Source organism: Colwellia ponticola (genome assembly GCF_005885605.1).
In the GTDB taxonomy this organism is placed as follows: domain Bacteria; phylum Pseudomonadota; class Gammaproteobacteria; order Enterobacterales; family Alteromonadaceae; genus Colwellia; species Colwellia ponticola.
This window is the reverse complement of sequence record NZ_SZVP01000001.1, coordinates 655,193-676,275: the sequence shown is the minus strand read 5'-3', so window position 1 is coordinate 676,275 and position 21,083 is coordinate 655,193. Positions and strand designations below refer to the sequence as shown.

At 39.0% G+C, this 21,083-nt stretch carries 20 protein-coding genes; 11 read left to right on the top strand and 9 right to left on the bottom strand.

What is annotated here, in order from left to right; all coding sequences use genetic code 11:
• The first annotated feature begins 103 nt into the window (after positions 1 to 103).
• From ahpC to FCS21_RS02820, 6 genes are all read left to right on the top strand, one after another.
• Positions 104 to 688, top strand: a complete 585-nt coding sequence (gene ahpC / locus FCS21_RS02845) for an alkyl hydroperoxide reductase subunit C (RefSeq protein WP_138620443.1) — start codon at positions 104 to 106, stop codon at positions 686 to 688.
• Between the two features lie 251 nt (positions 689 to 939).
• Entirely contained in the window at positions 940 to 2,511 is a 1,572-nt protein-coding gene (gene ahpF, locus FCS21_RS02840) for an alkyl hydroperoxide reductase subunit F (protein ID WP_138620442.1), read from the top strand.
• Positions 2,512 to 2,692: 181 nt separating this feature from the next.
• Positions 2,693 to 3,424, top strand: a complete 732-nt coding sequence (locus FCS21_RS02835; RefSeq protein WP_138620441.1) for a hypothetical protein — start codon at positions 2,693 to 2,695, stop codon at positions 3,422 to 3,424.
• 72 nt (positions 3,425 to 3,496) lie between these two features.
• Positions 3,497 to 6,202: an intermembrane phospholipid transport protein YdbH family protein gene (locus FCS21_RS02830; RefSeq protein ID WP_138620440.1), complete on the top strand. Its 2,706-nt coding sequence runs from the start codon at positions 3,497 to 3,499 to the stop codon at positions 6,200 to 6,202.
• Between the two features lie 9 nt (positions 6,203 to 6,211).
• Positions 6,212 to 6,394 carry a YnbE family lipoprotein gene (locus FCS21_RS02825; RefSeq protein ID WP_138620439.1) on the top strand — a complete coding sequence of 61 codons (183 nt, stop codon included), beginning with the start codon at positions 6,212 to 6,214 and terminating at the stop codon, positions 6,392 to 6,394.
• Between the two features lie 8 nt (positions 6,395 to 6,402).
• Complete coding sequence (locus FCS21_RS02820; RefSeq protein ID WP_118056118.1) at positions 6,403 to 6,744, top strand: YdbL family probable chaperone protein; 342 nt, start codon at positions 6,403 to 6,405, stop codon at positions 6,742 to 6,744.
• A gap of 228 nt (positions 6,745 to 6,972) precedes the next feature.
• On the opposite strand, the gene cynS is transcribed toward FCS21_RS02820, so the two are convergent.
• Both cynS and FCS21_RS02810 read right to left on the bottom strand, forming a co-directional pair.
• Positions 6,973 to 7,443, bottom strand: coding sequence for a cyanase (gene cynS, locus FCS21_RS02815; RefSeq protein ID WP_138620438.1), 471 nt, complete (start codon positions 7,441 to 7,443; stop codon positions 6,973 to 6,975).
• Between the two features lie 27 nt (positions 7,444 to 7,470).
• A complete protein-coding gene (locus tag FCS21_RS02810) occupies positions 7,471 to 8,130 on the bottom strand; it encodes a carbonic anhydrase (protein WP_138620437.1) in 660 nt (219 codons plus the stop codon).
• A gap of 104 nt (positions 8,131 to 8,234) precedes the next feature.
• On the opposite strand from FCS21_RS02810, the gene cynR reads away from it, so the two are divergent.
• The gene (gene cynR, locus FCS21_RS02805; RefSeq protein WP_138620436.1) at positions 8,235 to 9,116 is read left to right on the top strand and encodes a transcriptional regulator CynR; all 882 of its coding nucleotides are present in this window, start codon (positions 8,235 to 8,237) and stop codon (positions 9,114 to 9,116) included.
• 66 nt (positions 9,117 to 9,182) lie between these two features.
• On the opposite strand, the gene FCS21_RS02800 is transcribed toward cynR, so the two are convergent.
• Positions 9,183 to 10,169 carry a GGDEF domain-containing protein gene (locus FCS21_RS02800; RefSeq protein WP_138620435.1) on the bottom strand — a complete coding sequence of 329 codons (987 nt, stop codon included), beginning with the start codon at positions 10,167 to 10,169 and terminating at the stop codon, positions 9,183 to 9,185.
• Between the two features lie 24 nt (positions 10,170 to 10,193).
• Positions 10,194 to 11,315, bottom strand: a complete 1,122-nt coding sequence (locus tag FCS21_RS02795) for a cobalamin B12-binding domain-containing protein (protein WP_171035615.1) — start codon at positions 11,313 to 11,315, stop codon at positions 10,194 to 10,196.
• A 156-nt stretch (positions 11,316 to 11,471) separates the two neighbouring features.
• Between FCS21_RS02795 and FCS21_RS02790 the strand changes: the two genes are divergently transcribed.
• On the top strand, positions 11,472 to 11,651 hold the full coding sequence (locus FCS21_RS02790) for a hypothetical protein (protein WP_138620433.1): 180 nt from the start codon (positions 11,472 to 11,474) through the stop codon (positions 11,649 to 11,651).
• Between the two features lie 48 nt (positions 11,652 to 11,699).
• Here FCS21_RS02790 and FCS21_RS02785 read toward each other — a convergent pair whose 3' ends face one another.
• Positions 11,700 to 12,728, bottom strand: coding sequence for a YeiH family protein (locus FCS21_RS02785; protein WP_138620432.1), 1,029 nt, complete (start codon positions 12,726 to 12,728; stop codon positions 11,700 to 11,702).
• Positions 12,729 to 12,928: 200 nt separating this feature from the next.
• On the opposite strand from FCS21_RS02785, the gene FCS21_RS02780 reads away from it, so the two are divergent.
• Positions 12,929 to 13,801: a LysR family transcriptional regulator gene (locus tag FCS21_RS02780; RefSeq protein WP_138620431.1), complete on the top strand. Its 873-nt coding sequence runs from the start codon at positions 12,929 to 12,931 to the stop codon at positions 13,799 to 13,801.
• A 94-nt stretch (positions 13,802 to 13,895) separates the two neighbouring features.
• Here FCS21_RS02780 and FCS21_RS02775 read toward each other — a convergent pair whose 3' ends face one another.
• From FCS21_RS02775 to FCS21_RS02765, 3 genes are all read right to left on the bottom strand, one after another.
• Positions 13,896 to 14,804: a TIGR01777 family oxidoreductase gene (locus FCS21_RS02775; protein WP_138620430.1), complete on the bottom strand. Its 909-nt coding sequence runs from the start codon at positions 14,802 to 14,804 to the stop codon at positions 13,896 to 13,898.
• Between the two features lie 370 nt (positions 14,805 to 15,174).
• Positions 15,175 to 16,176 carry a glutathione S-transferase family protein gene (locus FCS21_RS02770; RefSeq protein WP_138620429.1) on the bottom strand — a complete coding sequence of 334 codons (1,002 nt, stop codon included), beginning with the start codon at positions 16,174 to 16,176 and terminating at the stop codon, positions 15,175 to 15,177.
• 65 nt (positions 16,177 to 16,241) lie between these two features.
• Entirely contained in the window at positions 16,242 to 17,093 is an 852-nt protein-coding gene (locus FCS21_RS02765) for a pirin family protein (RefSeq protein ID WP_138620428.1), read from the bottom strand.
• 156 nt (positions 17,094 to 17,249) lie between these two features.
• Between FCS21_RS02765 and FCS21_RS02760 the strand changes: the two genes are divergently transcribed.
• Complete coding sequence (locus FCS21_RS02760; protein WP_138620427.1) at positions 17,250 to 18,170, top strand: LysR family transcriptional regulator; 921 nt, start codon at positions 17,250 to 17,252, stop codon at positions 18,168 to 18,170.
• Between the two features lie 96 nt (positions 18,171 to 18,266).
• On the opposite strand, the gene FCS21_RS02755 is transcribed toward FCS21_RS02760, so the two are convergent.
• Positions 18,267 to 19,169, bottom strand: a complete 903-nt coding sequence (locus FCS21_RS02755; protein WP_138620426.1) for a LysR family transcriptional regulator — start codon at positions 19,167 to 19,169, stop codon at positions 18,267 to 18,269.
• A 120-nt stretch (positions 19,170 to 19,289) separates the two neighbouring features.
• Between FCS21_RS02755 and FCS21_RS02750 the strand changes: the two genes are divergently transcribed.
• Entirely contained in the window at positions 19,290 to 20,984 is a 1,695-nt protein-coding gene (locus FCS21_RS02750) for an L-lactate permease (protein WP_138620425.1), read from the top strand.
• The last annotated feature ends 99 nt before the right edge of the window (positions 20,985 to 21,083 follow it).

Genomic DNA, 21,083 nt, shown 5'->3' with positions numbered 1-21,083 from the left:
TACTATCGATTATATTTATCAACTTACTGGCGCTATTATTCTCCTGTCTTCAACGAAACAGCTTTAACGTTTCATTTAATATACTATTTAATAGGAGTTCATCATGAACCAATCAGTTTCTAATAAATCAATTATCAATACGACATTATTACCTTTTAACGCGACTGCTTTTCACAATGGTGAGTTTGTTGAGTTAAGCGAAAAAGACCTTGCTGATAAATGGTCAGTAGTTTTCTTCTACCCAGCTGACTTCACTTTTGTTTGTCCTACTGAATTAGGTGACATGGCAGATCACTACGAAGAATTACAAAAAATGGGCGTTGAAGTTTACTCAGTATCAACCGATACCCACTTTACTCATAAAGCATGGCACGACACGTCAGACACGATTAACAAAATTAAATACCCAATGATTGGCGACCCAACGGGCAGAATTACTCGTAACTTCGGTGTCATGATTGAAGAAGACGGTTTAGCACTTCGTGGTACGTTTGTGATTAACCCTGAAGGCGAAATCAAAATCGCTGAGGTACATGACTTAGGTATAGGGCGAAGCGCAGCAGAATTACTGCGTAAAGTTAAAGCAGCGCAGTATGTTGCAGAGCACGACGGTGAAGTTTGTCCGGCGGCATGGCAACCAGGTGCTGACACCTTAGCACCTTCACTAGACTTAGTCGGTAAAATCTAAGTTATTAGTGAGTTTTCTTAGGTTAATTTAAATGCTTCTTGCTCTTCGTTAAAAAGAAATCACATAGAAAACCTATGCTCATTCTTTTTGCCTTGATCAAAAAGCATTTAATTCAAACCTCAATCAAACTAGTACTCAAACCTAAGTGAAGCTAGCGTTAATAGTTGAACAAGCAGGTTTAGCAGCTAAAAATTAAAGATTTATTTCCTTATCACTTTCTCCATATTCATCGAGTAGCAGCAGAGGTCATTATGTTAGACACAAATTTACAAGCACAACTCAAAGGTTATTTAGATAACTTAACAACACCGGTCGAGCTAGTCACTTTTACTGATGAAAGTCCTAAGGCAAAAGAACTGACGCAACTGGTAACACAAATTGCGCAATTATCACCACTGGTTAGTGCCATTGATGGTAATAATACTGAACAAGCTCCAGCAGAGCGAGTGCCATCAATGTTGGTACGCAGCGTCGCAACTAACAGTGAAATGCGCTTTGCCGGTTTACCTATGGGGCATGAATTTACCTCGTTAGTGATGGCGTTATTACATAGTGGTTCACACCCCTTAAAAATTGATGCCGAGCAAATAGAACAAGTACGTAATCTTGAAGGCGACTTTGTTTTTGAAACCTATATCTCGCTAAGTTGTCAAAATTGTCCTGATGTAGTGCAGGCGTTAAATATGATGGCAGCGATTAATCCGAAGATAAAACACACCATGATTGATGGTTCGTTATTTCAAACCGAGGTGTTTGATCGCGATATAATGGCTGTGCCGAGTGTTTATTTAAATGGTGAGTCGTTTAGCCAAGGCCGAGTTTCATTAACCGATATATTAAATAAAGTCGATAAAAATGCTGGTGCTCGTCAAGCCAAAGCCTTAGAGAATAAAGATAACTATGATTTCTTAGTGGTCGGTGGTGGTCCCGCGGGCGCTGCAGCGGCAATTTATGCGGCCCGAAAAGGCATTAATACTGGCTTAGTTGCCGATAAATTTGGCGGACAAGTTAGCGATACTATGGCCATTGAAAACTTTATTTCGGTAAAAGCTACAGAAGGCCCCAAATTAGTTGCTAGCTTAGAAGAGCATGTGCGTGAATATGACGTTGATATCATGAACAGTAATAAAGCTAATAGCGTAAAGCGTAATCAAGCAACGGGCTTAATTGAAGTTAGCCTAGAAAATGGTGCCGTCTTAAAAAGTAAGTCGGTAGTGTTAGCAACTGGTGCGCGCTGGCGTGAAATGAATGTACCCGGTGAGCATGAGTATCGCGGTAAAGGAGTTGCTTATTGCCCGCATTGCGATGGTCCCTTATTTAAAGGTAAATCGGTCGCGGTTATTGGCGGCGGTAATTCAGGTATTGAAGCGGCGATTGACTTAGCAGGTTTAGTTGAGCAGGTAACCGTTTTAGAGTTTGCCGATACTTTACGTGCAGATGACGTTTTAGTCAGAAAAGCAAAATCATTAGCCAATGTCACTATTATTACCAGTGCCCAAACGACAGAAGTATTGGGGGATGGTAGACGTGTTACTAGTTTACGTTACACCGATCGCCTTAGTGGTACAGAGCATGATTTAGCATTAGCCGGTATTTTTGTACAAATAGGTTTAGTGCCCAACAGTGAGTTTTTACAAGGTGACATAGAACTAACTAATCGCGGTGAAATTATCACCGGTAGCGCAGGACAAACCTCAGTGGCCGGTGTATTTGCCGCAGGTGATGTGACTAACAGTCCTTATAAGCAAATAATTATTGCCATGGGCAGTGGTGCTAATGCTGCGTTAGGTGCTTTTGACTACCTAATTCGCCAAGAGGATTAATACGCTTTATCGTTGAACTTAATACCCAAAAACACTATCAGTAAAGTTTACTGGTAGTGTTTTTTTGTGTAAATGGTATGTAAATTGCTTATTCTTATTATAAAGGTAATCAATTAATTACTGTCAATTTTTTGCGGTAGTCACTAGGCATTAACTGCGCAATAACTCGGTATAAAACTCAATGATAAATAATCTAGGTCTCTATAATAGCGCCACTGTTAATAATACTGTCAGCCAGAAAGATACTGCTGAAGTTACCGCAGTGACGGTAAAAGACACCACAAACGTCATTAAAAGCGAAACGTCGACTGGCGTTGATAATAGTATTTACTTGTCAAGTAGGGCTCAAAAAATTAATGTCATTAGTACCGAGTTTTTTAGCGGTGCGCAATTAAGCTTTGACGATATTGACGCCTTAAAAGAAAAGCTTTATCAATTTGGTCTTATTTCAAAAGGCGATTATGATAATTTAACCGGTAGTAAAGTTAATGCTAGTGAAGCTCAAGCGAGTACTTCGACCACAACATTAACAAGTTTTCTTGGTGACTTTATTGAACGGTTAAATTCAGACGAGACTGATGACAATACCAATACCGAAAGTGACACTGATACTGATGATAGTGCTAACGGTAGTGAGACAATCAAAGTGTTAACGGCGGCATTAACTAGCGCCAAAGCCATGCTTAGCAATATTGAAGAGCAAAAATTGCAGCCAGATTTTCAGTCAACACTGAAGAGTACTTTAGCATTACTTAATGAAACGATTAGCGATCCATCTTTTGAAAGCTTGCCTTTAGAGGACAAAGTAGGTTTAAGTAAAGTACATCAAACACTAGAAATAGTAGATCGTTTATCCCCACAACGGCTAAACAATGATAAAGTTAATCAATATATTAAGTTAGCCTTTAAGTAGTTTATTGAACAGATTATTACCTTTTTAATAAACCTTTAAGAGCTAAGCGGTTATTGAACATAAAGGATTATTGTGCGGTTGCTTAACGTTACTTTGGCCATAGGCTTGGTCATTATTATTACCCTAAGTTCGATATTTTATAATCGAAGCTCAGTAGTGACTTTCATCGCTAATCATTACCTTAGTGAACATAACAGTGCGTTAACCTGTCTTGATTTTGATATAAATAAAAACCTTGATGTGGTGATTAAACGTTTGTGTGTTGACTCACCTTATGCCGAAGCAGCGTTACTTGATAGCTTTATAACATGGCAACTTAACTCGCCTCCGCTCACAAAAATAAGCAATACCACTACCAATACTGCAGCAGATAGCGCTACAAATAATACGTCATTAGCGGCTATTTCAGTGATAAATATTACCGAGGTTAATCTTCGTTTAAAAGCTGATGTTACTGTTCCTATCAACACCGTACCTATAGTATCCCCTGAAAAAAGTGCTCTCGAATTGCGAGAATTACCCGCTCTTATTAGCGCCGCGCTTAATGAGCTTTCTCTACTTACTACGCCTGTTGTCGTTAATGTTAAACATTTTAGTTATCAACCTTTTAGTTCTCAGCCTTTTACTAAGAAGAAAAATGATGTTTATCAAGGGCGATTTACCCTAAACCCTCAGCAGCTGAATTTCTCGTTAGCTAATCACTGGCAAGAAGAAATATTTGCCGTTGATATTGTCAATAAAAGCCAAACGTTAACGGCCAACATTAGTGGCGATTTAGCTAAATTACGCGCCTTTTTCTTGCAACATAAAAGCGCTTTTCCTGTAGTTATATCTTCCTTGTTAAGTGATAACACTTGGTCAGTTAGCGGTAAAGTTGACAGCCAAGTTAACTGGCGTAACCAGCGCTTGAGCTTAATAACTCAGCTTAGTGATTTCAATTTTACCGGCGCATATGGTGACGATGCACAGGCAATGATTGAGCTTGCGAGTGATTTTACTTGGCAAACTAGTTTAATAGATAATTTACTTGCGGTTAATTTTGCCGATAACAAACAAACGCTTAAACAAGGGTTAAGGCTCAGTTCTGCGAACTTACCGCAGTTACTTAATGTTCAAGGAGTTGAGCCGCAGTTAATTCAGCTGATTACTGATAATGCTATTAATAGCTTAACGATTAGACCATTAGGTACGTTAACTTTTGATTTTGCTAAACAAATTATTAACAGCGATGGTGTTGCATTAACCAGTGGTCATTTAAGTGAGCCAATTACACTACTATTAAGCGATGTCGTCTTGAATTATAACGCTCAAGGGTTAGTCGTAGTGCTTAATCCTCAGCAGGCTAGCTTTTCATTAACAGGACCAGTGACTGTTACCCAATTACAGCCTTATAGTAAAAAACCAGTAACGCTAAAACTGATGGGTGATCTTAAGCAGTATAGTGATAGTTGGCAGCTCACACTCAGCCAAGATAGCGTTGTTGAGTTAGCGCAATTAAGTTTATCTTCTGGCTCAGCAACAGCGAGACCTCAAATTAACGAGTTAAATACTAGGCAGCCGCTAAAAAACAATAGGCAACCTAGTATTAAATCACTGCTTAGTTATTGGCAGGGGAGTATTGTTATTAATAAAAATCAGCAACAGATAAATAATAAAGGTGTCATTTTTGCCTTGGCTATTGATAATCAAATAAAGCAATTAACCTACCCTGAAGTAATAAAAATCAATAACATAACACTCAAAGCCATAGTCAAAGGTGGTATTGATAATTTAACGATAAATACTCAACTTATTGCCGATAATGTGCCCATAGCGACGGCACAAGTAAGCGGTGATATAAACCAGCCTACGATATCAATATCAGCAGAGCAGCTGGCGCTCACCGATATACTGGCGCTTAATCTGAAGTTACCTATTAAGTTAGCGCTAATTGACGGTACGCTTGATTACCAGTTAACAGGACAATTAAAAAAGAGTAAAAACATTGAAGACTTGATGACTAACCCTTTATCGTTAGCTTTGTCAGTGCAAAACCTTAGTGGCGATGTTGCTGGTACTTGGCTACAAGATCTTAATTGGCAACAGCATTTTACTTTACAAAATGGTCAACTAAAGTCGATAACAGCTAACGCCAAACCACCAAGTAACTTGAGCGTTGCTAAAATAGAAACGATAACAGAGATTAATCATTTAGCAGCGACAACTGTTATTGATGTTTCACCCGAAACGATAACCCTGCAGTTAAAAAATATCGGCGCTAGCTTATTAGAAGGGCGTTTTGATATTGATCTACTACAATGGCCGTTAACTAATACCCAGCCAATTAATGTTAAGTTAACCACCATAGATTTAGAAAAATTACTCGAGTTAGATAAAAACCAAGGTATAGTTGTTACCGGTAAGGTATCGGGCGATTTACCTGTTTTTTACGATGGTGAACACCTGCTTATTAAAGCAGGCTATTTGTATAATGTCGGTGACGGGCTTATTCAAGTTTATAATAACGCCGCGGTTGAAGAGCTTAAAAGCAGTGCTATTGAGGTAAAGCTGGCATTTGATGCTTTAGAAAACTTACATTATCATCAACTTTCTTCAGCAGTATCAATGGCTGATGATGGCTATATGTTACTCACCACCGTCATCAAAGGACGAAATCCTGACTTAGATAATGAGGTAAACCTAAATTTAAATTTAAGTTATGATTTAATTGGTTTACTTGAGTCATTTAATATTACCGAGCGTTTTGAGAACACACTGCTTCAAGATGCAAAAAACTAAGGAACATTTATGGACAAAATACTGGCGCCTCTGTTGGCAGTCTTTTTATTGACCGCTTGTACGCACAAAGTTGAAGTGAGTGCTAAAGAGCCGATTACCATTAACTTAAATCTCAAAATTGATCATGAAATTCGGGTGAAAATAGATAAAGAACTCGATGATATTTTCAGTAAAGACAGTGATATTTTTTAGGAGCAATCATGAATAAATTAATAAAACACGCATTTAAAAAGCTGGCTTTAGCATTGACTGTTTCTACTTTGGCCTTGTCGGCTTGGGCAATATCTATTGATGAAGCAAAAGACCAAGGTCTTGTGGGTGAAATGCCTAATGGCTATTTAGGCGTGGTTGTCGCTAGTAGTGAAGTCACTACTTTAGTTGAGACAGTTAATAACAAACGTAAAGATATTTACCTAGACCTAGCTCGCAAAAACAAATTGACTATGGGGCAGGTCACTAAACTAGCCGGTGAAAAATCTTTGGCTAAAACTCAGTCAGGGCATTTAATTCAAAATGCTGACGGTCAATGGGTGAAAAAATAAAGAGATAGACCAATAAGCGCATTAATACGACAACGAACGCTAGTGCAGTGCAGCGGTTGTTGGTGATCTTAACTTTGTGCTTATTCGGCTCCCCTCCAATAGCAAGTCTATCGAGGTAATGACTCCTGTGATAATGACCAGTGAAGTGATTTAGTACTTATCAGAAAATTAACGTTTTATAAGAAAAAAGTCGGCGCGAGACGCCGACTTTGGTCAATGACTTAATTTTTAAAAAGGTTTGTAAGGTAAGAACTTGCCATCAAGCGTAATGACAGCACGAGAGCCACCTTCAGTATCTTCGACTTTTTTCATGTCTAGTTTAAAGTTAATCGCACTGATGATGCCATCACCAAATTGTTCATGAACTAATGCTTTAAGGGTTGTGCCATAGACCTGCATCATTTCGTAAAAACGATAAATAGTTGGGTCAGTTGGCATGTTGTTTTCAACACTGCCACGTAGTGGAATAGTCGTTAACAACGCGATAGCGCTATCATCTAAACCTAAGGTTGCGCCCACTGTTTTTGCAGCCTTTTCAGGTAATGGTTGCTGACCTAATAAAGCCGCAGTAACAAAGACGTCACTTAACCCCGTACCTTCGGCAATTTGCTCGAACGACAGGTTTTTTTCTGCTTTCGCCGCAATAATAATATCAGTTAATGCTTGACGTGCTGTGTTGCTAATTTGAGATTGAATCATGATAATACCTCTTACAGTTAGTGGTTTTTAAACAGCTACATTGAGCTGTGTAGGAGTTGCGCGAACATTGGTATGGTTCGCAAGTGAAACAAACGTATTGGTCGCACCGTCTAGTGCATCAATACTGCCCGACTCAATGTCATACACCCAGCCATGTAAAGCCAAACGACCTTCTCTTATGGCTAGACGTACTGAGGGGTGGGTTTTAATATTTTCAAGCTGAGCAATGACGTTTTCTCGCACCATTGCTGCAATACGTGCACGCTCACTGCTATGTGTGCGCGCTTCATTGACGACACGCGCTGAGTCGGCGTAACGTAACCAGCTACCAACCGCTGGCATGTGGTCCATGCACTTACACTTGGCAATGGCGGTCATCGCTCCGCAGTCTGAGTGGCCACAAATAACCACGTCGGTTACTTGTAATGCGGTAACCGCATACTCTACTGATGCAGAAACACCTCCTGGCTCAGGGCCATACGAAGGGACAATATTACCCGCGTTACGAATAACAAATAACTCACCTGGTTCATGTTGCGTAACTAACTCAGGTACTAAACGGCTATCTGAGCAAGAAATAAATAACGTGCTTGGATTCTGCTTATACGCTAAATTTTTGAACAGTTCGGCGCGTTCAGGATATGCGTCGCTCTGGAACTTTAAAAAACCTTCAATGATGTCTTTCATAACGGCTGTCTCTGTTGTGTTGATGCAGAGATATTACGCCGCTATTGTAATAAGGTAAAATACCGGTATATTATGATGTTCATAATAAATACTTATAGATAGATATGATATTACGCCATATAAACTACTTTCTTGCTGTTGCTAAACATGGCAGTTTTACCAAGGCAGCAAACTCACTGTATGTTTCTCAACCAGCCTTGTCTCAACAGATAAAGCAATTAGAAGAGGCACTCGGTGCCGCGTTATTTGATCGCTCTGGTCGTAAAGTAAGGCTAACCGATGCTGGTGAAGTCTATGCGGACTATGCACAGCGTGCTTTACAAGATTTAGCCGAAGGGAAAAGAGCGATTCACGACGTGCAAAATATGAGTCGTGGAGCCTTACGTGTTGCTATTACGCCGACTTTCACCACCTACCTGATAGGTCCATTGATCAAAGTATTTAATCAACGTTATCCTAATGTGACATTGAGCGTACAAGAAATGTCACAGGAGCGCATGGAGAAGCAACTGCTTGAGGATGAATTTGATCTAGGTATTGCTTTTGCAGACGTACACTCTAACGATATAGCTTGGCAAACATTACTTGTTGAAACGCTGGCGTTAGTGGTAAATAAACAGCATGTGCTTGCGAAAGAGCAGGCGATTAATTTAAAAATGTTAAGTAAACAGTCGTTAGTCTTACTCAGTAGTAAGTTTGCTACCCGTGAACAAATTGAACGTTATTACCGTCAACACGACATCAATCCACAGGTTCTCATGGAGGCTAATTCATTAAGCGCAGTGATTGAAATTGTGCGTCATACCCAGTTAACGACATTATTACCTGCTAATATTGCTAGCGGCCGTGATGATTTAGTTGCTATTGCACTCGCTCCGTCTTTATTAACACGGACTGCCGTATTAATGCAACGCAAAGGAGCTTATCAGAGCGCAGCGACTCAGGCATTTATTCGTTTGGCACATCAGCACTGTGAATCGATATAAGTTGGTGATAGAAACCTTTTATCAATATATTATTGAAAATGGTGAGTGGGCTACTCGACGTTTATATTAGCTAATGTCATTCACTATAATTTGTTGCCGACCATGTTTCTTTGCATAATATAGACGATTATCAGCAATCTCAATTAATTTCTCTATCGTCATATTGTGTGTCATTTGTGCAATCCCACCACTGAATGAAATAGAGAGAGATGTATAACCTTCTATATTAATAGGCGACTTTATAACGGCTTGAAGCAACCTGTTAGCCACTGATAAAGCAGTCTCAGTTTTTGTATTAGGAAAGATGACAATAAACTCTTCACCACCAAAGCGGCCAACAAAGTCATAAGGACGAATATTTTCTTTTAATGTGACAGCAAAGCGCTGTAAAACCAGATCGCCGTTTAAGTGGCCGTAACTATCATTGATTTTTTTGAATAGATCAATGTCAGCGATCAAAATACAAAAAGTATCACCAGTCCTCAAAAAACGTTCCGCTTCAGTGTTTAACTGTTCAAATATTCTTCGCCTATTAAACATGTCTGTTAGCATGTCATGATTGGCTAAATATTCTACTTTTTCAATTTTTTCATTCAATTTATCATTCGTTTTCTTTAAACGAAATTCTGACTTTTGTATTTTTCGTGTCATATTAGAAAAATCATTGACCATGGAAAAATAGGCTTTCACATCTTCATGAGAAAGGTTGCTTTTGGGTTCAGCAATTAATTGAATCATACCATCTAAGCGTTCCATCGTGATGAGGTAGCTATAAGGTATATCGGTAACATCATTTTTATCGGGACTAAAATTAGTAATAAAGCTCAGTGGTGAATCACTTAACAGGCATTGTTGGACATTTTGTTTAAAAGCACCAATGTGAGTGAGGGTAACCAGCTCAAATAAATTAGAATATGCCTTAAATTGACTAGTAAATGCCATGTTATGAGCAATGATATCACCGGTAGATGTTATTTTTATTAACATGATTTGACTATGGCTATCCCACAGCGACAAGCTCTGTTGAGTAAAAGTATTCAACGTCATTGTCATTTTAAATCGCCTCAATAATTTTGGTTATTTCATCAACAGTACTGACAAGGTAGTCGGCATTAACATAGTCTCTGAGCGTCTCGTTGCCATAATAAGCTTGGCCCCCACAATAATAAGTGTTTTGTTATTATTGTGATGACGTATTTTTGTAATGATCTCTTTCGTTGCTTCTAAGTTACCTTTGAGTGTAGTTGAAATTATTAACATTACCGCCTCTTCTTCTTCAATCGTTTCGACTATCTGCTCTACCGTGCTATTGGGGGGTAGAAACTCTACAGGATAGCCACTTAATTCGAGCGTATCAGCTAACATTCTCAATCCGACTTGGTGTAGTTCATTAGGGCTAGTTATCGCTACTATTGTAGGTTTATTTTCAACATGTTTAATAACCTCACTGTAATATGAAGACATCACCATTTGGCATAATGATGTTGCGGTGTGTTCTTCACCCACGGTTATTTTTGAATTTTCCCATAAATCCCCAATTTTATAGAGAGCAGGCGTAATAATTTTCAACCAAAAATCACTGATATTACCACCATCGGAAATAAATTTTTTGGCGATATTTTCAGCTGTTTTTAAACTGGGTTGGAGTAAGGCCGCTATAAATTCATCCAGGACATTATCATACTCAGGGTCGCTATTAATCTTATTACCTAAATGAAAATTATCAGTGGTTACTTGAATAAAATACCCGTGATTATCAATAAGCAATTGATATAATTGAATGATATTACTTAATTTGTTTTGGCTAATTAACGTAATGGATTTTTTCCATGCGGTTAACGTTAATAAGCAATAATCAAAGGTAATATCTTTTTTGGTGTAGGCGTTATACAACCCAATAACATGGTCATAAATTTGCTCTGGGTCGACCATCTTCATAGCAGTAGTCATAAAATGGGCATGATTAACATGCTGATCTCGTAGTCTTTGTATTGGATTTTCACCGATAATACTTTTTAGGTCTTCTCTCGTTTCTATGTCCTGATTAACTGACTCTGCTAAAGTGCTGAGATTAGCTGAATAAAAAGTTTTCTCATCCTGACTTATCGTATTAAGTACATTGTTTAATGCGGTAAGTAATTCTTGCTTGGTCATAACTGTTTTATTACGGTAAGCGGCACATATACTTTGGTTATTCATATTAAATACTGTTTGGTTGGTGGAATTTAAAATACTGACAAGAAAAATCATTAAAACAGTTAGATTTTGACTAGGGGTTGCTGATCTTTGTGTGAGATTTATACGAAAGCGGTACTCTCGTATAATTTACTTAGACAAAAAAACTACGAGATGACCATGGCCCGATTAATACTCACTGCTCAGTTGTGGTCGAAGCGACAAGCTATTTTGCTTGAAGACAGCGTTTATAACAAGCTTGAATACAAACAGGCGATGGAAGAAGCCTTATACCACGCTATTTATAGGCATTTGCTTATCAATGTTTTTGTTAAGCATCAACATTACCGCGTGCGATGATGGGCTGGCAATGTCAAAGACTAACAGCTGCTAACTTTTTATACTTTTTTATGCGAAGCACGAATTTAAGAAAAAACCACCAAACATTAAGATAATAAAGAGCAACAGTGCCAATATTAGTGGTTTAGGCCCTGCGGCTTTAATAGTCGACCATTGTGTTTGTGCGCCTAACGCGGCCATGGCCATAGCTAAAGAAAACTGGCTAGCAAAGCTAAATGCTACTTTAATAAATTCTGGCAAAATAACAATACTGTTAATCATAGCGGTCGCGATAAAGCCAAACACAAACCATGGAATAGTAATAATGCTTTTTTTATCTGCATCATAGTTAGCAATACCCAAGGAATTAATACCTGCAGTGTTTTTAGCTCGACGACTAAGGCGACCAAGCACCGCACTTAGCATTAAAATAAAAGGGGCTAACATCATCACTCTAATGAGTTTAACCACTACCGCTGTTTGCATGGTTTCGCCGTTTATACTTTGCCCTGCGGCAACCGCTTGTGCTACCTCGTGAGCAGTACTACCTATATAAATACCAAAAGCTTTATCACTGATGCCAACCCACTGATAAATAAATGGGTAACTAAACATGGCTACAGTACCAAATAACACCACGGTAGCAATGGCAATGGTAATATGCTCTTGTTTTGGTTTAAGTACCGATTCAGTGGCAAGTACTGCGGCAGCACCACAGATAGCACTACCGGCAGCGGTTAAAATAGCTAGATCACGATGTAATTTAAGCACCTTAATGCCAACAAAAGTACCGACAGAAAAAACGGTAGCGATTACTAAAAAATCAATAGCAACCGCTTGCCAACCCACCGCGATTATTTGCTGAAAGCTCAAACCAAAACCAAATAAAACGATCCCTATTCTTAATAGCTTTTGTTTGCAAAAAGTAGAAAAACGTTGGTCTTGTTCATCTTCTTCTCTTAATGATAAGTGACCATAAAGCATGCCCAATATAATCGCTAACGGTAAGGCACTTAGTCCTAATGCTGACACTTGTTCTATTGTTGCTAAGGTAATTGCCAATAGGGCAATAATAGGGAGAACTATATAGGTAGCCATAACCATCTCTTTCTTGTCTAATAAATATAACGTTGTCAATAGACTTAGCGATAACGTCAATCAGTATTACTTTATGGCATATAATATATCGTAAAGTTTTAATTAAAAATAATGGATAGATTAGATGTATAACATTCAAAAAACCGAACTATAATAAAACATCATTGATTTTATTTAATTATCCAAGGTCCAAATAGCAGATGAGCGTTTCAATAAAAAAATTACAGTTATTTGAAGCCACAGCACGTTTAGGGAAGCTCACCACAGCCGCCAGTGAGCTTGCCCTTAGTCAATCGGCTGCCAGCCAAGCGTTAAAAGAATTAGAAGCAAGCTTAGGGTATGTACTTTTTGAACGAGTTGGTCGAGATTTGGTGATCACTGAAAATGGTCTTAAGTCACTACCTAAAGTACGCCAGATAGCTGATTTGCTCGATAGCCTAACACTTGCCAATGTAGATACCATGAGTGGAGTATTGCGCATTGTTGCCAGTGCGACTATTGCTACCTATTTATTGCCTAAATTAATTGCGACATTTGTAAAAATATATCCTGAGGTAATACCTGAAATACACATAGGTAATACGCAAATGGTGATAGATTATTTAGATAAAGGTAAAGCTTCTATTGGCTTAATAGAAGGGCCAGCAGCACATAAAAATTTACAAATAACGCTATGGCAACAAGATAAACTACAAATATTTTGCCCACCTGGGCACCCGCTAGCAGGTAAAGGCACTATTTCTATTGAGCAATTACAACAACAGTCTTGGGTATTACGAGAACAAGGTTCGGGTACGCGAGCAATATTTGATACCGCAATTGAGCAAGCGGGGGCGCGAATTAACTTAGCCATGGAACTAACTAGGCAAGATGCTATTAAAGAATCGGTTAAAGCAGGCTTAGGGTTAGGCTGTTTATCACAGCTCATTATTGCTGATGATCTCAATAAAGGTAGCTTGGTAGTACTAGAGTCGCCCTTAAATTTATCACGTCGTTTTGCGCTTGTTACCCATAAAAGCAGTCATCACAATACCCTGACACAAACATTTATTGATTACTTAACAACACTGTAATGCTAAGTGGTCACTTCTTTATGGGTAATGGTATTAGTTAACGGCAAAACAGCAGGCAGAAAACTTCTGTCTTTTGCCTAGGTTGATACTGCTATTAGAACAGTAAGTCAGCTAGTGCATGTTCAATAGTTGCATGCTTGAAGTGAAAATTATGATTGAGTAACTTTTGCGGGTAAATATTTTGGCTAGTCAGTAATAATTCTGCACCCTGTCCCATTAATATTTTGAGCATAAAAGCAGGTACCGTAAACCATGTAGGCCTATTAACTTGGTTACCTAATGCCTTAGTGAAGGCTGCATTGGTTATCGCCTGTGGTGAAGCGCAATTTATCGCGCCCTTTATATCAGTCGTTTGTATACTAAAATCAATAGCGGCAATCATATCGTCAATGTGTATCCAAGACATATATTGTTGACCATGACCTAATTTTCCCCCTAAACCTAAAGAGAAAGGTAAGCGCATTTTATCTAATGCTCCACCATCATCAGCTAACACCACGGCGGTACGTAACAACACGACCCGACAATATTCATTGGCTTTAAGCGCTAGTGCTTCCCATTTTTGACACAGTGAATGCGCAAAATCAATTTGCGTTACTGGGGCGTCTTCATCAGTAACAGTCGACCCTGTTTCACCGTAATAACCGATAGCAGAACCGTTAATTAAGCAGCTTGGCTTAGTGTTAGCACGTGCAATCATTGCCACTACTTGCTCAGTGATTGACCAGCGACTCTGACAAATAATATTTTTTTGACTGTCAGTCCAACGCTTATCAACGATAGGCTCGCCAGCAAGATTAATGATTACTTCAAAGTTACTTTGCTCTGGTAACTGCTCAATAAATTCAATGTTGTCAGCTCCCTTTTTATAGATATAAAGAGTTAAACATTTTCTCGCTTTTTCAATATTTCTAGTTAACACGGTAATTTGATATTTATCATGAAAAGCGGTAATAAAGTGTCGACCGATTAAGCCAGTACCGCCCGTTATTAATATTTTCATACTCACTCCAATAAATTAACCCCTGTTATCTTTAATAATACGCGATATTGACTATTGGCGATCAATTAATATCTACAATGGATAGTAGAGTTGTTGTTCTTTGAGGTTAAATATTGTGAGTGCTCACCTATTTTAGCCTGCCACTTCACATCCAAGTAATGGATTATGTCGAGAAGCCATGGGAAAACGGTCTTGAATCCATTGATGATTGAATTGGAAAACCGTTTAAAGGGAGCTTTACTACATTAGTGAATAAGCTATATCCGTGTAGTGCGCTTATCACTCAATAAAATGGTATGTAAGCCTTTGTCTTTTATTAAGTGATCACTCTTTGGTATTATTTACTCCCATTATATTCAACCATTTACTATTACTGCTTTGTTAGCATCACATCGTTGAGCTGCTCACGATTATGCTTACTGGTAAAGTCTATATCAGGCCCTTTAGGAATAATAAGAGTTGGATTAATAGTGTCATGACTACCGTAATAATGCGCTTTGATATAATCCAGAGCGACTGTCTCAGCGATACCCGGTACTTGATATAAGTCGCGTAAATAGCCCCAAATATTTGGGTAATCAACAATGCGGCGTAAGTTACATTTAAAGTGCCCCACATAGACGGCATCAAAACGAACTAAGGTGGTAAATAAGCGCCAATCTGCCTCAGTAATGGTGTTTCCGGTTAAATAGCGACGTTCACTAAGGCGCTCTTCAATGGTATCAAGGGCAGTAAATACCTCGATAACTGCTTCATCATAAGCTGCTTGCGTGGTCGCAAAACCTGCACGATAGACACCGTTATTTATAGTGGGATAAATGAATTCATTAAGCTCATCTATTTCAGTTAATAGTTCAGGTGGGCAGAAATCACCGGGTAATGCTCCAACTTCATCAAAGGCTGAGTTAAACATGCGAATTATTTCAGGCGATTCATTACTTACAATAGTATTTGTTTTTTTATCCCAAAGAATGGGTACAGTTACTCTACCGGTATAATCAGCTTGAGCCGCAGTATAAATTTCATGGACGTTAGTTGCATTCAATATAGGGTCGCTAATAACACCTTCTCCTGGGGAAAAAGTCCAACCTTGCGCACCCATGTAAGCATTAACCACTGAGATAGATATCATCTCTTCTAACCCCTTCAGCTTACGATAAATTATTGTTCGATGTGCCCAAGGACAAGCTAATGATACATATAAATGATAGCGATTCGGTTCGGCTTTAAATCCACCAACGCCTGATGGACCTGCACTACCGTCAGTGGTTACCCAGTTGCGAAAGCTTGGTGCTTTACGCTCAAAATGGCCTCCAGTTGATTTTGTGTCATACCATTGGTCATGCCATTTACCGTTTACTAATAATCCCATGTTAGTTCTCCAAATGTAGTCTAAAAAGGTAGTATATGAATTGTTTTACCGCTATCAGTTGATGCTTAAAAAAGTCCACGTTGATAATCAAAAAACGCTTGGCGAATTTCTGCTTGGCTATTCATCACAAAAGGACCACCGCGGGCAACGGGCTCATTTAATGGTTTACCTGCAAATAATAAAAATCGGCTGTTTTGCGCGGTAGCGTTTATGGTAACTCGCTCTCCATCACTGAGAATGCCAAGTTTTTTAGCAGACAATAATTTTTGTTCATTGTCGCCTTTAGCTGAGATAGTAACGTCACCTTCGAGTACATAAATAAAGGCGTTATGTCCTTGAGTGATTGCTTGGCTAACGTGGCTATTTGGCGGCAAACTAATGTCCATGTAGGTAGGAAATACATAGTTATTATCAACCGGGCCGATAGTACCTTGGTCTGTTTTACCGGCAATGACTTTAATTATTGCGCCATTGGCTTGTTGTTCAATAGCAATGGCGTCAGGTGTATATTCTTGATAACGCGGCTCAGACATTTTGGCACTGCGTGGCAGGTTGACCCACAATTGAAAACCTTTTAACAAGCCATGTTCTTGCTCAGGCATTTCAGAATGTAAAATACCCCGACCTGCGGTCATCCATTGCACACCGCCCGGTTCAATAATGCCTTCATGACCTGCATTATCTTTATGACGCATTTTACCATTAAGTAAGTAAGTGACGGTTTCAAAACCACGATGTGGGTGCTCAGGAAATCCGCCAATGTAATCTTGTGCTTGATCACTTTCAAAGCAATCGAGTAATAAAAAAGGGTCTAGCATGTTTAACTGAGGTGAGCCAATAATGCGCGTTAACTTAACGCCATCGCCATCTGCGGTATCAATGCCTGAAAATGTTTTAGTGAGTGTTCTATTTTTCATAAAGAACTCCAAGTAATGCTATATCAAACTACGTGTTTTATGTGTGTTATCTTTTTAATCAACTTACTATTGTAGTTTAGTTGTTGATCAGATTTGAATAAATAGTAGTATTTGTAAATAATAATTCTCTAAAAGTGAACAATAGGCAGTAAAAGTATGGGGCAGTTAGAAGATATGGCGTTACTGGTGCGTATTGTTGATGCAGGCGGCATAGGCAAGGCCGCTGAACAGCTAAATATGGCTAAATCTGCGGTGAGTAAACGCTTAAAAGAATTAGAAAATCGTCTAGGTACACAATTGCTGTCCAGAACAACACGTAAATCAGCGTTAACCGAGGCGGGCGCTTTGTATTATCAACGGGCAATAAGCATTATTGATGAAGTGGCAGAGCTTAATGCTCAAACACATGCGGTGAAAACGTCGTTGTCTGGTACGCTAAAAATCACCATGCCGTTGTCTTTTGGCTTATTGCATTTAACGCCACTGATTGATGAATTTTCTCAACTCCACCCTAAGTTGAATTTACAGATAGATTTTATCGACCGCCATATCGATTTATTAGCGGGAGGTTATGAATTAGCGATACGTATTGCTGAGTTAAAAGACTCTAGTCTACAAGCTAGACGATTAACACCTATCAATCATGTGTTATGTGCTAGCCCAGATTATATTACCAAACATGGCGGTATTGAGACAGTAGCTGAGCTTACACAGTGTGATTTTTTACAATACGGTAACCTTGGACAAAATGTGAATGCGCAAGGGAAAGTTGTGTTAACTGATAGCGAAGGGACAAGCCATACTGTGCAGTTACATACGGTAATGAAAGCGAATAATGGTGACTTTTTAAAAGCGATGGCAATTAAAGGTAAAGGCGTTTGTTACCTACCTAGCTTTATTACTTATCAAGCGATACAGGCAGGGCAGCTAGTTCCGTTGATGAGTAACTACCAATTACCAACCATGTATGCTTACGCCGTATACCCTCAAACCCGTTTTTTATCAGAGCGCTGTCGATCATTAATTGACTTTATTGCAAAACATTTTGGTGAACACCCTTATTGGGACGAGTATTAGCTTGTAAACATTGTCGCTAAACCAATCAGTTTATTATCTTGAACTTTAGTTTAGCTAAAGGTTATATCATAACGGCGCTGAACGACTGGTTAGCAACTAAAAATATTCAACCTGCTGTTGATATGAATTTTTTATATGCTCAATGAGCAGACGCACTTTTTGAGATTGATGTTTGGTGTAAGGATACACCGCATAAATTCCCAATTGACGACCATTAAATTCAGGTAATAATTGCACTAAATCACCTTGTTGCAGGTCATCATAAACACTGCAGCGTGGTACATAAACAATGCCATATCCAGCCAGCGCAGCTTTACGTAATGCCTGTGAATTATTGCTAGAAAAATTACCTGATATTTTTACATAATACTCTTCGTCTGCCTGACTAAAGTACCAATCATCGGCTCCTTTATCTTGGTAAGTGTATGCCATGCAATTATGCCGGGATAATTCTTGAGGTGTTTGTGGTGTACCATTTTTTTCAATATAACTTGGCGCACAACACACTATCCAATTAGAGGTGAGTAACAATTTGGCGATTAAACTTGAATCAACTAATACGCCTGTTCTGATAGCTAAATCTTGTCCTTCTTTAACTAAGTCAACAAACTCATTTTCTAAACGCATTTGCACACTTAATTTAGGGTGTAGTTGACAAAATTCGGCAACGGCTTGCGCAAGAATGAGCTCACCTGAAATGGTAGGCACCGTCATTTTTATAGTGCCAGACAAGCCTTCACTAAAGCTGCTCACAGCACTTAATGCATCATTTACTTGGTTATTAATTTCCTTGGTGTGGCTGTAAAGTACTTCACCCGCTTCGGTCAAACTTAATCGCCTTGTTGTTCTATAGAGCAACTGTATACCCAAAAATTTCTCAAGTTTCGATATTTTTTTACTCAGGGCAGCCGGTGATATTCCCGCTAATTTCGCGGCTTTATTAAAGGACTGAGTCTCTACAATTAATGAAAACAAAGCTAATTCGCTAGCATTAGACATCGATTATGTTCCTTTGGTTAATAATGAATTCATTATAACCCTATATATAAAGAATGTCGTTAGGGGTAGATTGTATGAAAATATAACAGAACACCTACTAAAAGTAGGGAAAGGATAACTATGTCAATTACACTGCAAGCTTTACTCGCGTTTGTGCCTATTGCTTTGTCGGCACTATTACTTGTTGGTTTACATTGGCCAGCGAAAAAGGCTATGCCTGTTGTTTATACTGTTACAGCAGCTATAGCCTTTTTTGCCTGGGAAATGAGTTTTAATCGAATAGTGGCTAGTTCAATACAAGGATTAATGATTACAGTTGCCGTTTTGTGGATTATTTTTGGTGCAATCATGTTGCTCAATACTTTACAGCATTCTGGCGCTATTCTACGTATAAGAGCTGGTTTTACTAATATCAGCCCAGATCGTCGAGTGCAGGCAATTATTATTGCCTGGCTTTTTGGCTGCTTTATTGAAGGCGCATCCGGCTTTGGTACACCGGCAGCCATTGCCGCACCTTTGTTAGTGGCTATTGGTTTTCCGGCAATCTCGGCGGTGATGATTGGCATGATGATCCAATCAACACCGGTGTCATTTGGTGCGGTAGGCACACCTATTATTATTGGTGTCAGTAGCGGTTTAGATAAAAGTAATTTAACGGAGCAGTTAATTGCTAATGGCAGTAGCTGGGAGCAATTTTTGCAATTAATTACCTCAGAAGTTGCCATTGGTCATGCCATTGTCGGTACATTAATGCCGCTGTTTATGGTTGTCATGCTAACGCGATTTTTTGGTCAAAACAAAAGTTGGCAAGAGGGATTTGAAATTACGCCATTTGCCTTGTTCGCCGGTTTAGCTTTTACCATACCTTATGCACTCACGGGGGTTTTTCTTGGCGCTGAATTTCCTGCACTTATCGGGGCTTTAGTCGGCATGATCATTGTGGTGCCATTAGCAAAACGTGGTTTTCTTATGCCTAAAAAAGCGTGGGATTTTGCACCTAAAGATCAATGGCCTGCACACTGGTTAGGCAAAATATCATTTACTCAAGATAATAGCGAAACTAAAAAGTCGATGTCATTAACCCGAGCATGGTTACCCTATTTACTGGTTGCAGTCATTCTGGTGCTGAGTCGTGTCTCAACTGACTTTAAAGCCTTATTAACCAGTTTCTCATTTGGCTTTAGTAATATTCTTGGTGAAGTAGGTATCAACGCCAGTGTTCAACCTTTATACCTACCCGGTGGTATTTTGTTTTTTGTCTGTTTGATGACGTTATTTTTGCATCAGATGAAATGTAAACAAGTGGTTGAAGCGGCTAAGCAGTCAACAACGACACTGGTGGGTGCAGGCTTTGTACTTATATTTACCATTCCTATGGTACGTATTTTAATTAACTCTGGTGTTAATGGTGCTGATTTAGCAGCGATGCCAGTGGCTATGGCGAGCTTTGTTGCGCAAACTTTTGGTGATTTATATCCGTTATTTGCACCGAGTGTTGGTGCGCTGGGCGCCTTTATTGCCGGTTCAAATACTGTTAGTAATATGATGTTGAGCCAGTTTCAGTTTGAAGTTGCTAATGTATTGTCGGTGTCAGGTGCTTTATTAGTTGCTTTACAGGCCATCGGTGCCGCTGCTGGTAACATGATAGCCATTCATAATGTGGTCGCCGCTTCTGCGACGGTGGGTTTATTAGGACAAGAAGGTAAAACCTTGCGAAAAACAGTATTACCCACTATTTATTATGTACTTGCTGTTGGCGTACTTGGGCTAGTTGCTATCAATATATTTAACATTAGCGACCCTGTGATGCGTTAATTAATCGTTTAACTCATGATTTAAGTAAAGGCTCGCCAATACCATTTAATCTGTTGGCTCGACATGGTATGGCAACGATTACTTGCAACCACTTCTTGG